Origin of the sequence: Microbacterium sp. MRS-1 (assembly GCF_000585455.1) — a bacterium.
In the GTDB taxonomy this organism is placed as follows: Bacteria; Actinomycetota; Actinomycetes; order Actinomycetales; family Microbacteriaceae; genus Microbacterium; species Microbacterium laevaniformans.
Genome location: NZ_JAUF01000049.1, coordinates 1 through 13621, shown reverse-complemented (window position 1 = coordinate 13621; position 13621 = coordinate 1). Strand labels below are relative to the sequence as shown.

General features: G+C 68.4%; 12 protein-coding genes and 2 tRNA genes. 9 read left to right on the top strand and 5 right to left on the bottom strand.

Annotated features, from left to right (window positions below):
* Position 1: 1 nt before the first annotated feature.
* From AS96_RS09620 to AS96_RS09610, 3 genes are all read right to left on the bottom strand, one after another.
* On the bottom strand, positions 2–1348 hold the full coding sequence (locus AS96_RS09620) for a cryptochrome/photolyase family protein (protein ID WP_036288972.1): 1347 nt from the start codon (positions 1346–1348) through the stop codon (positions 2–4).
* 62 nt (positions 1349–1410) lie between these two features.
* Positions 1411–2433 carry a diacylglycerol/lipid kinase family protein gene (locus AS96_RS09615; protein ID WP_036288969.1) on the bottom strand — a complete coding sequence of 341 codons (1023 nt, stop codon included), beginning with the start codon at positions 2431–2433 and terminating at the stop codon, positions 1411–1413.
* Between the two features lie 4 nt (positions 2434–2437).
* Positions 2438–3748 (bottom strand): HNH endonuclease signature motif containing protein, encoded by a 1311-nt coding sequence (locus AS96_RS09610; RefSeq protein ID WP_051498827.1) that lies wholly within the window; start codon positions 3746–3748, stop codon positions 2438–2440.
* A 175-nt stretch (positions 3749–3923) separates the two neighbouring features.
* On the opposite strand from AS96_RS09610, the gene serS reads away from it, so the two are divergent.
* The 7 genes from serS to AS96_RS14705 all read left to right on the top strand — a co-directional run bounded on the left by serS (position 3924) and on the right by AS96_RS14705 (position 9847).
* Entirely contained in the window at positions 3924–5201 is a 1278-nt protein-coding gene (serS, locus tag AS96_RS09605; protein WP_036288966.1) for a serine--tRNA ligase, read from the top strand.
* The gene (locus AS96_RS09600; RefSeq protein ID WP_036288963.1) at positions 5198–6127 is read left to right on the top strand and encodes an HAD family hydrolase; all 930 of its coding nucleotides are present in this window, start codon (positions 5198–5200) and stop codon (positions 6125–6127) included. The genes serS and AS96_RS09600 overlap by 4 nt, the downstream gene beginning before the upstream one ends.
* A 96-nt stretch (positions 6128–6223) precedes the next feature.
* Positions 6224–6308, top strand: a tRNA-Ser gene (locus AS96_RS09595).
* A 35-nt stretch (positions 6309–6343) separates the two neighbouring features.
* Complete coding sequence (locus AS96_RS09590) at positions 6344–7645, top strand: LCP family protein (protein WP_051498826.1); 1302 nt, start codon at positions 6344–6346, stop codon at positions 7643–7645.
* A gap of 101 nt (positions 7646–7746) precedes the next feature.
* Positions 7747–7838 (top strand) — tRNA-Ser (locus AS96_RS09585).
* Between the two features lie 358 nt (positions 7839–8196).
* Entirely contained in the window at positions 8197–8790 is a 594-nt protein-coding gene (locus tag AS96_RS09580; protein ID WP_231477208.1) for an RNA polymerase sigma factor, read from the top strand.
* Positions 8756–9847: a CU044_5270 family protein gene (locus AS96_RS14705; RefSeq protein WP_051498825.1), complete on the top strand. Its 1092-nt coding sequence runs from the start codon at positions 8756–8758 to the stop codon at positions 9845–9847. The genes AS96_RS09580 and AS96_RS14705 overlap by 35 nt, the downstream gene beginning before the upstream one ends.
* A 173-nt stretch (positions 9848–10020) precedes the next feature.
* Here AS96_RS14705 and AS96_RS09570 read toward each other — a convergent pair whose 3' ends face one another.
* Positions 10021–11013 (bottom strand): Fic family protein, encoded by a 993-nt coding sequence (locus AS96_RS09570; protein WP_231477206.1) that lies wholly within the window; start codon positions 11011–11013, stop codon positions 10021–10023.
* 280 nt (positions 11014–11293) lie between these two features.
* Between AS96_RS09570 and AS96_RS15275 the strand changes: the two genes are divergently transcribed.
* Entirely contained in the window at positions 11294–11593 is a 300-nt protein-coding gene (locus tag AS96_RS15275) for a hypothetical protein (protein ID WP_155947551.1), read from the top strand.
* 116 nt (positions 11594–11709) lie between these two features.
* On the opposite strand, the gene AS96_RS09565 is transcribed toward AS96_RS15275, so the two are convergent.
* Positions 11710–12963, bottom strand: a complete 1254-nt coding sequence (locus tag AS96_RS09565) for a hypothetical protein (protein WP_036288955.1) — start codon at positions 12961–12963, stop codon at positions 11710–11712.
* A 187-nt stretch (positions 12964–13150) separates the two neighbouring features.
* Here AS96_RS09565 and AS96_RS09560 point away from each other — a divergent pair, with 187 nt between their 5' ends.
* Entirely contained in the window at positions 13151–13402 is a 252-nt protein-coding gene (locus tag AS96_RS09560; RefSeq protein ID WP_036288952.1) for a hypothetical protein, read from the top strand.
* The last annotated feature ends 219 nt before the right edge of the window (positions 13403–13621 follow it).

The window sequence follows — 13621 nt, the reverse complement described above, 5'->3', positions numbered from 1 at the left end:
TTCACCGGGCTTTCTTGACGGCCTCGTAGGCCGCCAGCGCGGCGTCGCGCGATGCCTTCAGATCGACGAGGGGCTCCCTGTCCGCGGCATCCGGCGCCCACTCGCGGACGTACCGTCCGTCGGGGTCGAACTTCTTCGCCTGCAGCTCCGGGTTGAAGATGCGGAAGTAAGGGGCGGCATCGGCTCCCGAGCCGGCGACCCACTGCCAGTTGAAGGGGTTACTCGCGGCATCCGCGTCGACGAGGGTGTCCCAGAACCACTCCTCGCCGCGGCGCCAGTCGATGAGGAGGTTCTTGATGAGGAAGGATGCCGTCACCATCCGCACCCGGTTGTGCATGAAGCCCGACACCCAGAGCTCGCGCATCCCGGCATCCACGAGGGGCACGCCCGTCTCACCCCGTTGCCACGCCCGCAGCATGGAGGGCTTGAGCCGGGGCCAGGGGAAGGCGTCGTACGCGGACTTCAGGTTCTTCGCCGCGAGGTCGGGGGCATGGAAAAGGGTGTGCCAGGCGAACTCGCGCCAGCCGACCTCGGAGAGGAAGCCTCCGACGTGGGCTCCCGACGCCACCGCGGCGTGCCAGACCTGGTGGGGGCTGAGTTCTCCCCAGCGCAGCCGCGGCGACAGCATCGATGTCGCGCCTCCGGCGGGTTCGTCGCGGGCGCGGTCGTAGTCGGCGACATCCTCGGCGAGGAACTCCCGCAGGCGGCGGCGCGCGGCCAGCTCGCCGGGTGTCCAGCGTTCGCGCAGCCCGCCCGCCCAGTCCGGTCTCGTCGGCAGGAGGCCCCAGTCGTCGAGGTCGTCGGATGCCGGGTACGTCGACGCCCCGCGCAGCTCGCGCGGCTCCGGCAGGGGCTCGCGCGGAGCGGGCAGCTGCCGGCACGCCTTCCAGAACGGCGTGAACACCCCGTAGGGGGTGCCCGCGCCGGTGCGGACGGTCCATGGCTCGAACAGCAACGATGCCGCGAACGAGCTCACCTCGAGGCCGTCGGCTCGCAGCGACGTCTTGAGGCCCGCGTCCACCTCGCGTTCGGGCGCGCTGTACCGCCGGTTCCAGAACACCGCGCCGGCGCCGACCTCGCGGGCGAGTGAAGGGATGACCTCGGATGTGGCGCCGCGGCGCAGGACGAGGCGGGTGCCCTTCTCGCGCAGGCGCTCGCCGAGCGCGGTGAGGGAGTGATGCAGCCACCACCGGGCGGCGCCGCCGAGGGGGCGCATACCCGGCGACTCCTCGTCGAGCACATACACCGCGATCACGGGCTCGCCGCGGTCGACGCCCGCGCGCAGCGCGGGATTGTCCGCGAGGCGGAGGTCGTCGCGGAACCAGACGAGGCTCGGGGATGCCGGCATGGCTCCATCGTGCCGGGTGCGTCGGGCTGCGGCGAGCCCTTGCGTATGCGGTGTCCGGCGGGCTAGAGCGTGGGGGAGGTGTGCCCGGTGGGTACGGCGAGCCGGAGCGCGCCGGCGTGGATGCGCACGTCGACGGCCGTGGCCTCGCCGAACGCGTCCCCGTCGAGCTGCACCGGCGTGGCGACGCTGGCGGCGATCTGGATGCCGGTACCGCGTGCGTACCGGATGGAGTTGTCCCGGGTGCGCAGCCGCAGAATGCGCCGTCCGGCGCGGAACCTGCGCAGCACGCTGTTGTCCCAGGCGACGCGGCGCCACACGGCGAGCCAGCCGAAGGCCGTCTTGGGTTGGAAGATCGCGATGTCGAGCTGCCCGTCGGCGACCGACGCCTCGGGGATCAGCTCCAGACCGGCCGGCAGCGAGCCGCAGTTGGCGAAGAGCACGCTCTGCACGTGTGCGCGGTGCATCCGGTGGCCGGCGACCTGGTACATGATGCCGAAGGGTTTGGCCTTCACGAGCGAGCGGGCGGCGCCGTCGACGTAGGCGACCCACCCGACCTTCTTCTTCAGATCGCCGCTGGTGTTGGCGATCATGGCGGCATCCAGACCCATGCCGCCCATCACGACGAACGCACGCTCCTCCCGCTGTCCGTCGGGGCGCACCAGCTCCGCGAACCCCACATCGATCGCGTGGACATCGCCCGCGAAGGTCGCCGCGATCATGGCGTCGGGATCGGAAAGGGGAAGCTGGAGGTTGCGGGCGAGCAGGTTGCCCGTGCCGCTCGGCACGATCGTCAGCGGCACCTCCACGCCCGCCATGGCCTCGCTGACCGCGCGGACCGTGCCGTCGCCGCCCGCGACGAGCACCGCATCGGCTCCGGCCGCGATCGCCTCGCGCGCCAGACCGTCGCCGAGTTCGTCGACGGTCGTCTCGTAGAAGAGCGGCTCGGCCCACCCTGCGTCGGCGGAGTGACGGGTCACCGCATCGCGCAGCTGATCGACCTCGACCTTGATCGGGTTGGAGACCAGCGCCGCGCGGCGAGGCGACGCCTCATCACCGGAGGGTGCAGTGACGTCAGCGGATGCCATGCGGCTAAACATACCCGGCGGTGAACATCAGCGGCGGGGCGGGCACGTCCGGGTAGACCAGGCCCGTCGGACTCGTCCACTCGAGCACGCCGCCCGGACGCTGGACGACCCGCCACGCCGTGCGGTGCTTCAACACGTGATGCCGTCGACACAGGTGCGCGAGGTTCCCGATCGAGGTCGGCCCGCCGTGCTCGCGAGCGTGGGTGTGGTCGATGTCGCACCGCCGCGCGGGCTGACGGCACCCGGGGAACCGGCAGTGTCGGTCGCGGGCAACCAGTGCGGCGCGGATGGCGGTCGAGGGGCGGTAGGCCTCGGTCGCCAGCACGTGACCCGAAGAATCGGTCAGCAACCGCGTCCAGGTGGTGGCGCCGGCGGCGAGTCGGCGCGCGGAGTCGGGATCGATCGGGCCGCCGGTCGCGAGGGCCCCGGCCTCGCCTCCACCGGCGAGCGTCGTCACCGGCACGATGACGTGCACCTGCGCGTGGATCGCCTCGCCGGTCGGGATCGAAGACGCGGATTCTGCTGATGTCGCGTGGCCGGTCAGGATCAGATCGGCCAGCACGTCGGCACGCACCTGCGACAGCGTGCGGACATCGCTTGCGGGAGCCTCACCGCAATCGCGGGCGCCCTCGGCGTGGTTGGCATCGGGCTTCTCTCGCGCGTCGATGACTGCGCGGGCAATGCGGGCGGCGCGGTCGAAGGCGCCGTGCGCGACGGCCGCGGCGCAGCGGAGGACCAGATCTGCCATGCCGTCGTCACCGTCATCGACCCAGACGCGACGCGCGGCGGCTGCGAGGGTGTGGCGCTCTTGTGAGGGGACGGGGTCGAACCGCTGGGCGAGCAGGCGCGCGGCGGGGCGCAGCCGGCCCGGGCTCTCGCGTCGCGCGTGATCGAGCGCCGCCTCGTACGCGCCGCGCGCCGCCTCATCGTCGATGTGGGCTCCCGCATCGACGATCGCGTTGAGGTGCGCCCGTTCGATCTCGCCCTTGCCGAGCGCGTCGACCGTTGCGCCGAACCTCCCGAGCGCCATCACCGCGTCATCCATCCGCGCCTGGATCGTGCGGTCGGAAGCGCGGACGGCCGCGGCGAGCTCGGCGGCGATCTCGCGCACCGCCAGATCGCTTCTCTCCGCGCCTCGCGAGGTCGCGAGCGCCATGGCTTCGGCCAGGACCCTGAGTTCGGCCGCGTCGGCCGCCGCTTTCGCGGCCCGGGCTGCGACGACGCGCTGCGTGAGCGTGCGCAGAACCTCCACCTGGGCGGGGGTAAGTCCGGCCGGAGGCGTGGGTTCCGCCGTGAGTAGCGTGGTCGCTGACATGAGTCCATCCTTCCGGCCACCTCCGACATCCCGGGCATTAAAATCCCTGGTCAGATTCATATTGTGGAAAACTTCGCGAGACGTCGGCCGGCGTACATCTGTGGAGGAGGGGTTGCGCACCCGCCGTCGTGCCCGACGACCGAGCAGGGGCGACCCCGCGAACTAGACTTGTCGGGTGATCGATCTCGCCCTTCTCCGCGACAATCCGGACCTCGTCAAGCGCTCGCAGGAGGCGCGCGGCGAGTCGGCTGACACCGTCGACGCCGCGATCGAAGCCGACCGCGCCCGGCGCGCGGCGATCACGGCGTTCGAAGAGCTGCGCGCCGCGCAGAACGCCCACGGCAAGACCGTGGCCTCGGCGCCGAAGGAGGACAAGCCCGCGCTTGTCGCGCAGGCCAAGGAGCTGAGCGACCGTGTGAAGGCGGCGCAGCAGGCCGTCACCGCGGCCGAAGAGGCCGCCGACGCGGCCCTCGCCCGCATCGAGAACATCGTCATCGACGGGGTTCCCGCCGGCGGCGAGGAGAACTTCGTCACCGTCCGTACGCACGGCGAACCGGCATCCTTCGACTTCGAGCCCCTCGACCACCTCGCCCTCGGTGAGAAGCTCGGCGCGATCGACATGGAGCGCGGCACCAAGGTCTCCGGCAGCCGCTTCTACTTCCTCACCGGCATCGGCGCCCGCCTCGAGTACGCCCTCATGTCCCTCGCGCTCCAGCGCGCGGTGGATGCCGGGTTCATCCCCATGATCCCGCCGACGCTCGTGCGCCCCGAGGTCATGCGCGGCACCGGCTTCCTCGGACAGCACGCCGACGAGGTCTACAAGCTCGAGGCCGACGACCTCTACCTCGTCGGCACGAGCGAGGTCCCCCTTGCGGGCTACCACATGGGCGAGATCCTCGACCTGACCGCCGGTGCGAAGCGCTACGCCGGCTGGTCCACCTGCTACCGGCGCGAAGCCGGGTCGTACGGCAAGGACACCCGCGGCATCATCCGGGTGCACCAGTTCAACAAGCTCGAGATGTTCGTCTACACGACTCCCGACGACGCCGAGGCCGAGCACCTGCGCCTCGTCGCTCTGCAGGAGCAGATGCTGCAGGACCTCGGTCTCAGCTACCGCGTGATCGACGTGGCCGCGGGGGACCTCGGCTCCAGCGCCGCGCGCAAGTACGACGTCGAAGCCTGGGTGCCCACGCAGGGCTCGTACCGGGAGCTCACCTCCACCAGCAACTGCACGACCTACCAGGCGCGACGCCTCGACGTGCGCTACCGGCCGAGCGTCGAGGGCGTGGCGAGCAAGACCGCTCCGGTCGCGACGCTGAACGGCACCCTCGCGACCACCCGATGGATCGTGGCGCTGCTGGAGACGCACCAGCGCGCCGACGGGTCGGTGGTGATCCCCGAGGTGCTGCGGCCCTACCTCGGCGGCCTCGAGGTGGCGGAGCCGATCGCATGAGCGGCCCGCGCGCCGAAGACCGTCTGCCGCCCACGGGTGCGATCGAGGTCGTCGACGCGCCGAAGGCCGCGCACCTCGTCGACGATCTGGCGACGGATGCCGAGAACCCCGCCGTCGCGACGGAGCGCCTGCTCATCGCGCTCGACGTCGACGGCACGGTGCTGCTGGAGGACGAGACCCTCAGTCCGGGTGTCGTGGAGGCCGTCGCGCACGCCCATCGCGCCGGACACGAGGTGATGCTCGCCACGGGCCGCAGCTGGGAGGGCACCCGCGGCATCCAGCACGTGCTCGAGCTCGCCCCGGAGTACGCGGTCTGCTCCAACGGCGCCGTCATCATGAAGCGCGTCGGGGGCGACTTCGCGGAAGAAGGCCGCTACGAGCGCTTCCACGTCGAGACGTTCGACCCCTCGGAGGTCGTCGACCTCTTGCGCGCGCACCTGCCGCACGCGAAGTACATGGTGGAACTCGCCGACGGCGAGCGACTCTACACCGAGCGGCTCGACGATTGGAACCTGGCGCACGCGCGCCGAGTCGACTTCGCCGAGCTCGTCGCGCAGCCCGTCTGCCGCGTCGTCGTGGTCGCGCCCGACGAGACCGACGAGGACTTCCTGGCCCTCGTCGAACGCATCGGCCTCACCAAGGTCTCGTATGCCGTGGGCTGGTCGGCGTGGCTCGACATCGCGCCGCAGGGCGTCGACAAGTCGACCGCCCTGGAGCGCGTGCGCACCTGGCTCGGCGTGGAGAGCGAGCGCGTGCTGGTGATGGGCGACGGTCGCAACGACCTCGGCATGTTCCGCTGGGCCCTCGATCACGGCGGCCGTGCCATCGCGATGGGACAGGGGCCCGACGAGGTGCGCCGTGAAGCAGGAGAGGTCACGGCTTCGGTGCACGCCGGCGGCGTCGCCGACATCCTGCGCGAACTCTGACGCCTTTTCAGCCGCCGCCCAGGACGACGCGCGATGATGGGCATCGTGCGTCGACTAGACTCGTCGCCTGTCTGAGGGATGCCGCGGCATCCATCGGGAGGGTTGTCCGAGCGGCCGATGGACCCGGTCTTGAAAACCGGTGGGCAGAGATGTCCCGTGGGTTCGAATCCCACACCCTCCGCAGAAGCGGTCGTGCCCGCTGTCGAAAGGTCCCCCGTGAGTCCACGCCCCGAGCGCCCTCGTCGGCAGCCCGTCGCCCGCCACGGCATCCTGAAGTCTCCGCACCCGCTGTCGCAGGTGCTCGCGATCCTCGCGGCGATCGTCGCGGTCGCCGTGGTGAGCACGACGGCCGTGGGCGCGTTCTATGTGTGGGATGCCGCGCGTGCCGTACAGGCCGCCGGTGTCTCGATCGGTGGCGATGACGTTCAGCTGCCGCCCACGCTCGGCGAGATCGAGGGCGGCGCCAACATCCTCGTCGTCGGCACCGACTCGTGCGAGGGGCCCAACGCCGCCCTCTCCGGTGCTTGCCAGGCCGGCGACACCGACGGCGAACGCAACGACGTCACGATGCTCGTGCACATCTCCGATCAGCCGCGTCGCGTCACGGTCGTTTCCTTTCCGCGGGACATGATCGTGCCGATCCCTTCGTGCACCGGCCCGGACGGCACGCAGTACTCGGCGATGAGCGGCCAGATGCTCAACGCCTCGTACATGTACGGCGGCCTCACCTGCACCGTGGCGACCATCGAGAAGCTGACCGGCGTCGACATCCAGTTCGCCGCTGCGACGCGATGGACGGGTGTCATCGCGATGTCCGACGCCATCGGTGGCGTCGACGTCTGTGTCGCCGACGACATCAGCGACAGCCACACCGGGCTCAACCTGACCAAGGGCGAGCACACGCTGAAGGGCGTCGAGGCGCTGCAGTTCCTGCGCATCCGTCACGGCATCGGCGACGGCTCGGATCTCGGCCGCATCTCGAACCAGCAGCAGTTCCTGAGCTCTCTGGTGCGCAAGCTGCAGTCCGAGGGTGTGCTGGGCAACCCGGCGACCCTCTTCAACCTCGCCAACACCGCGATCTCGCAGGTGACCGCCGATCCACCGCAGGTGGTGCTCAGCAAGTCGTTGGCGAACCCGCAGAGCATGGTGCAGATCGCGATGGCGGTGCGCAGCGTGCCGTACCAGGACATCGTCTTCGTGCAGTACCCCACGGTGTATGCGACCGGCGGCTCCCGTGTCGACCCCGTCACCTCGGCGGCCAAGGTGCTTTTCGACGCGCTTGCCAACAACCAGCCGATCCAGCTGACCGGGTCGACGAGCGACGGCTACGGCACCGAGGTCGTCGGTGAGGCGACGCCGTCGCCCGCCGACCCTGGCGCCACGCCCAGCCCGACGGCCACCGGCGACGCCGGTGCGACGGCTGCGGCGCCGACGCCCACACAGGAGGCCGTGCAGCTGCCGTCGTCGATCACCGGGCAGACCGCGGCCCAGGTGACCTGCACCGTCGCCCAGCGCTGATCGTGCCATCGGCCGGATGCGGCCGCACCCGGTTCGGCAGTGCGGTGCGAACCCGTTATGATTGCGGGGTGCGTTCGCGCGGCTCCGGCCGAAGAACGCCTGGAGACGTCGCATAGTCAGGCCTAGTGCACCACCCTGCTAAGGTGGAGTCCCCTTACGGGGACCGAGGGTTCAAATCCCTCCGTCTCCGCCAAGAAAAGTCCTGATCAGAGGCAATTTTCTTCCGCTTCTGCCATGAAATCTGCCATTTCTGCCACGTTTTCGATGTGGTTGGCGTTGAGCAATCTTGCGGTTCTGCGGGATTATGCTGAGCGTTCTGCTCACTGTGAGTTGCTCGGCGCATGGTTGCGGCTACTCAAGGGTGAGACCGAGCGCGCGAATCCCTCCGTCTCCTCCCCGACTCGGCGTGCCCGCTCGGGCGCTCGCTTCCGCTCGCTGTGCTCGCGCCGTCGGCGGCTATCGTCGCGTTGTCCGCACCGGCACGTCGTGTCATCAGATCGGGTCGAGGTGGTGGATCGTGAACTCGAACGGGAGGAATGAGCAATACAGACGTGAGCACAGACAACGAGGTGATCGAACGTTCGGCGGATGAGCCGGGTGCGTTCGCGTTGCTCTTCGATCGACATGCGCCGGCGATCTACCGCTACGCGGCGCAGCGGCTGGGAGAGGGCAGCGCCGAGGACGTGATGTCGGAGACGTTCCTCGTCGCCTTCGAGAAGAGAGCAGCGTACGACCTCGCAATCGTCGATGCTCGCCCCTGGCTGTTCGGGATCGCCACCCGCTTGATGCATAAGCATGTGCGGCTGGAAGCGCGGGCATGGAAGGGCATGGTCGCGGATCTCGCGGCGCAGCTCTCGCCCGACATGATCGAGCAGGCGGGCGCGCGGTTGGACGCGGCACGGCTCACGCGGCGCTTGGCTTCGGCGCTGCGTGGCCTGCCCGCGTCCGACCGCGACACCCTGCTGCTGTACGCCTGGGGCGACCTCGACTACGCGGGCATCGCACGCGCTCTCGACGTGCCGATCGGCACCGTCCGCTCACGCCTGAATCGTGCCCGCCGCATCCTGCGGACCGCGGCCGGCACCAACGATCCCGAACTGGAGAAGGAACATGGACGAGTTGACGCTGCTGCGCAACACGCGTAGCGAGACCGAACCGCCGGAGTCGACGTTGCACCGGGGCAGGGCGGCGCTCCTAGACGCAGCCTCCGGCTCCGCCCAGCCGCACATCAGCACGTCGCGCCGACCGAAACGCGCCCGACGCTTTGCGATCGGCGGACTCAGTACGGTCGGCGCCGCGGCACTGGTGGCGGGGCTCGTGCTGACGGACGTGGTCGGCCTCGCTGGCTGGCGTGGTGGGGCGGATGCCGCTGCCGCCGCCGTGCTCGACGAGGCGAGCGCCGCCGCGATCACCTCAGTCGATCCCGCGGTGCAGCCCGGCCAATATCTGAGGGTCAACACCAGGGGCGTACACCTCTCAAGCGGAGGTATCGGTGATGTTGTGGCGTCGTACCAGTACGCGTCCGATGACACTCTCTACCGCCCCGCAGATCCCTCCGATGACTGGGTGTGGGTCCGCGGTCCGCAATCCATCGCGGCGACATTCGGTCCGGAGTCCGAGCAGGTGGCGAACGCGTGGTGGGAAGCCGTGTCCTCCTCGTCAGGTTCATTCGAGGCTGGGGATCTTCTCCGGGCACCTGGGGGCGCGTTCTACGGGGGTGACGCCGGGGCGGGGTTTGCCGATCTGGACCAGCTTCCGCGTGACCCGTATCGACTGCTCAACTACATCTACCGTGTCACCCTCGGCTCCGGTCCCTCGCCCGACACCGAGGCTCTCGTGTACATGGCCGACCGTCTCCGTGCCGGGAACGTGCCCGCCGACCTGCGCGCCGCGATGTACAAGGCTGCGGCCATGATCCCGGGCGTCACGTTCATCAGCGATCAAGCTACCCTTGACGGCCGCACGGGGGTCGCGATCGGCCGCGTCGAGGACGCGTGGGGCACCCGGGTGGACATCATCATCGACCCCGATACCGGCACGTTCATCGGCGATCGCGAGGTCCTCCTCCGCGACCAGGACGGCGTACCGGCGGGCACGGCGGTGCGCTGGACGAGCGTCACCTCCTCGGTCGTCGACGAGGCGCCCGAGGGCGGATCGGTGTGCGGGAAGATGACCGTCAACCCGGAGACCGGGCAATGCTGACCGGGACAACTGTCGGAGTCGAACCGACGAGTCTCATCCTCCCTCCGACGGAGTCGCTTGTGATTCCGCTCGACCTGCACCGACCTCATGCGATGAGCGACCAGCGCTGATTGCACCACATCGATTCCCCTCGCGACCCGTGAGGGGGATCGATGTGGTGAAGCGCGTGCCGACTATTGCTTCTTCTCGCCACGTGAGTACTTTGATGCCTTGTACTCCTCGAGAGCAGACTTGCTCGACCGGTACCGGCCGTCGCTCCCGATGATGGCTTCGAGGCGCCCGCGCGATGCGGCTTGCTTTAAGGCGACGAGGCTGAAATCGTCGTCGACGAGTGCCTCGAGAGGCACGTACTTGGCAGGGCCGGCGATGTTCGGGATGAGCCGATGGAGATTGTCGACGACGGAGCGGCTGATCACCTCTGCCAGAGGCCCGTCATCCCCTTGATCCGAGCGTTCGAGTGCGCGGAGGTACTTCCGTCGCTGTTCCTTGAGGATGATCGCGGGCGGCCACCCGAGCCGGATGAGTAGAAGGTTGAGCAGGAGTCTTCCGCTGCGTCCGTTGCCATCGATGAACGGGTGGACGCACTCGAACTCGCGATGCAGCCGGGCCAGCTCTTCCGGAACCGCGGCGATGGTGAGTGATCCATCGGTGATCTGTTCTTGCAAGTGATTTGCTCGATCGACCCACGCGGTGATCTCGGACGGGATGAGCGGGAAGGTCGGGGGCTTCATGCCGCCCGCAAATTCCTGGATCTCATGCTGCCGCCAATTGCCTGGCCCTTCGGTGTCATGCGCATCCAGGTGTGGCGCCACCTCCCACACCTTCGCCATGGCGAGAGCATGGACGCGCCGAACCTCGGTGACGGTGACCAGACCGTCGTGCGACCACTCATCCGGGGCGACGGCCTGCTGGTATACCCACCGGGCGGCTTCGGCGTATCCGAGGACCTCCATGTAATCCTTCAGCTCCTTCGCCCCCACAGCGCGCCCCTGTTCGAGCAGGGTCTCGACTTCGCGGAGGACGAGAGTGTTTCCCTCGATCGCTGTCGAGTGGTGAGCTTCAAGATGCCACAGATGATCCCACAGCGACTTGGCTTCGTAGGGCTTCGGCAGCCCGCCGTAGTTCGCCAGCTCATCGATTGCGGTCGCGAAACGCTTGTAGATCACTTCACGGCTCGGTCGTCCGCGTCCCGGCCGCCCACTCGTAGAATTTGTCATCACCGCTCCGCCCTAAATCAACATCGACAACTTAGCATGTTGTCATCGCTGACCACTGATTAATCAACAACGACAAACTCAAGTCCGTCAGGCGTCTGAACGCACAAGACCGGGTCTTCGTGAGGAGATAGCTTCCGCCCAGAATCCTCGACCGTTTTGAGACGCGGCGCGGAGCGGTCGAAGCCCTCGAAATGATCGTCGAGTCTGAATCGGCGTAGGCTGAAATCGCGTGCTGAAAGCGGCGCGCGGCCGCGGGATCGCTCCTCAATCGCTGCCACGTTTCTGCCACGAATCGAACCGAATCGACCTGATCGAAACGGACGCCGCCGGGGTCAGAACCCGCGGAATCACGCGGTTTCAGTTGACTTCGATTGCCATCGGCGCGATTTCAAATCCCTCCGTCTCCGCTCTGAAAATGCCTGATCAGAGGCTGTTTCGTTCCGGTACTGCCACGAAATCTGCCATTTCTGCCGCGTTGCGGTCGTGGTTGGTGTTGAGCATTCTGGCGATCATGTGCGGTCTTACGTAGCTTTCTGCTCGCCGCGCGGTCGTTCGACTCGCCGTTTCTCCCGCGTGAGCGCGAGCCGGAGAGTGCAAATCCCTCCGTCTCCTCCGAGCGGTTGCAATCGCGACGGGTCTGATGGATCAGAGTCCGGCGGCATCCATTCGCTTGATCAGGGACGGGCGCCGGGCGTTGCGGCGGCGTACGTCAGCGAGGTAGTCGTCGGCGATCTCGGGGCGTCCGGCGGCGCGGGCCGCGGCGCGTAGTTTCGTCATCCTTCGCACGGCGCCGGGGTAGGCGCGGGTGTTCGCCTCGATGAGGCGGTCGTCGATGAGTTGCGCCATGACGGGGAGCACGGCCACGGGGTCGATCTTGCTGTATCGGCCGACGAGGTCGTCCCACTGCGACGCGTGGAGAGACTTGCTGTTCGCGGATGCTCGGAGCGCTTCGGTCCATGCGCGCGCGAGGTCGTCGGCATCTGTCAGGTACGCGATCAGCTCCCAGGGGCGTTCGCGCATCCGCTCGATCGCGTGCTCGCGGATCGCTGGCCAGTTCTGTCCTGAGGCTGCCTGCAACGCTTCCGCGTTGCTCGCTGTGGGCCATCGTTCGAACACCTCGGATGCCGCGTCCGCGGCGTCTGCACCTGTCTCGATGGCCAGCGCCGCCCAGAGCTCGCCGCACTCCTGCTGTTGGTGCGCTCCGCCGGGGAGGGTCATGCCCTCGTGTGCGATGACGGTCGCGCGGCCCGGCAGTCCTGCCTCGCGGAGTGCTTCGGCGGCGGCGGCGTGCAGGTGTGCGCGTGGCATGTCTCCGCCGTGAGTGCGGACGATCGCCTCCTCGTCACCGTGCAGGACGGCGAGGCGTTGCAGGTTGTAGAGGACGGCGTGGCGGGCGTGCCACTCGTCATCGTGGGTGAACTCCGCGTCTGGGCGCCCGTCGAAGGGTGTGGTCAGCGCCTGGCGCCGCTTGTCGAGGTGCGCTTCGAACCTTGCGATGCCCGCGGCGCCGAGGGCGTCCGCGTAGTCGACGACGTCGACCGAGAAGTACTCGCCGAGTTCGCCGAATTGCTGTTTCTGGATCCACCCGCTCAGCGCCGCCGGGGCGGGCGGGCTCTGCGTGCACAGCTCGGCGTGCAGGTTCAGTAGCTGCCGGATGACGAGTTGGATCAGTCCGCCGGAGTCGTCTGAGCGCATGAGGACCCGGAGGGTGCTCGCGATCGCCTTCTGCACGACGGGGATCACACCCTCGGCGCCGTAGTCGTCGGCCATGTCCGCCAGCAGCGACGCCCCGAGTTCGGCTTCGAACGCGTAGCTGTTCACCGCTCCCCAGTCCCACATGTCGCGTCTGGTCGTGCGGAACGAGGCGAGGACGTTCGGGATGTCGCGAGCCAAAGACATCCGTCCATGATGCCACCGCGCGATCCTCATCCGCGATCTGCCCGGATGGCGGCCGCTTCTCTCAAGTGGCACGCGCAGGCAGGCGCGAGTATGGAGGCCGGAATGTGCCGGACCCCCGAGGAGCAACGCCGATCCGCCCAGGTCGGCGCTCGAGGCGCTGGGAGAGCATCTGGTCGGGCGATCGGACATGGCGCACGGTTACCTTCGTGGCGGCGGCCTTGAAGACGTCATCGATGAGGCCGGTCTGGTGGACGACGCCGATGGCCGCCTTGTCATCTATCGGCTGAAAGCGGACGATCAATCCTGGCCGACCGGTCACGTGGCGCCGCGTGCGCTCGTAGCGGTGGACTGCGCCCGCTCGGGCACCGCGCGTGTCCACGCGGTCGGAGTCCGCACGCTCGAGGACCTGAGGCGGAGATGGCTGACGCGCAACACCTGATCAGGATCTCGACGCAACAGTCGAGCGATGTCGCCCTCCCTGCGACTGTGTCGACGGCGCGTGCTACTCTAATCGCAACAAACGCAATCTCCTGCGTTCACGTGTATTGGGGGGATTCCCGTGGCTCGCGCTGCCGTTATTGAAGAAACGTACCTCCCTAGGCCGTGTTGCTAAATCCATTGCAAGGCTGCGGAGAGGCAGAGCCCGGCTGCGTATGAA

Excerpts from the sequence above, each read along its gene's own strand:
- AS96_RS09620 (WP_036288972.1), bottom strand. The coding sequence starts at position 1,348 with ATGCCGGCATCCCCGAGCCTCGTCTGGTTCCGCGACGACCTCCGCCTC.
- AS96_RS09615 (WP_036288969.1), bottom strand. The coding sequence starts at position 2,433 with ATGGCATCCGCTGACGTCACTGCACCCTCCGGTGATGAGGCGTCGCCT.
- AS96_RS09610 (WP_051498827.1), bottom strand. The coding sequence starts at position 3,748 with ATGTCAGCGACCACGCTACTCACGGCGGAACCCACGCCTCCGGCCGGA.
- AS96_RS09600 (WP_036288963.1), top strand. The coding sequence starts at position 5,198 with ATGAGCGGCCCGCGCGCCGAAGACCGTCTGCCGCCCACGGGTGCGATC.
- AS96_RS14705 (WP_051498825.1), top strand. The coding sequence starts at position 8,756 with ATGGACGAGTTGACGCTGCTGCGCAACACGCGTAGCGAGACCGAACCG.
- AS96_RS09565 (WP_036288955.1), bottom strand. The coding sequence starts at position 12,963 with ATGTCTTTGGCTCGCGACATCCCGAACGTCCTCGCCTCGTTCCGCACG.
- AS96_RS09560 (WP_036288952.1), top strand. The coding sequence starts at position 13,151 with ATGGCGCACGGTTACCTTCGTGGCGGCGGCCTTGAAGACGTCATCGAT.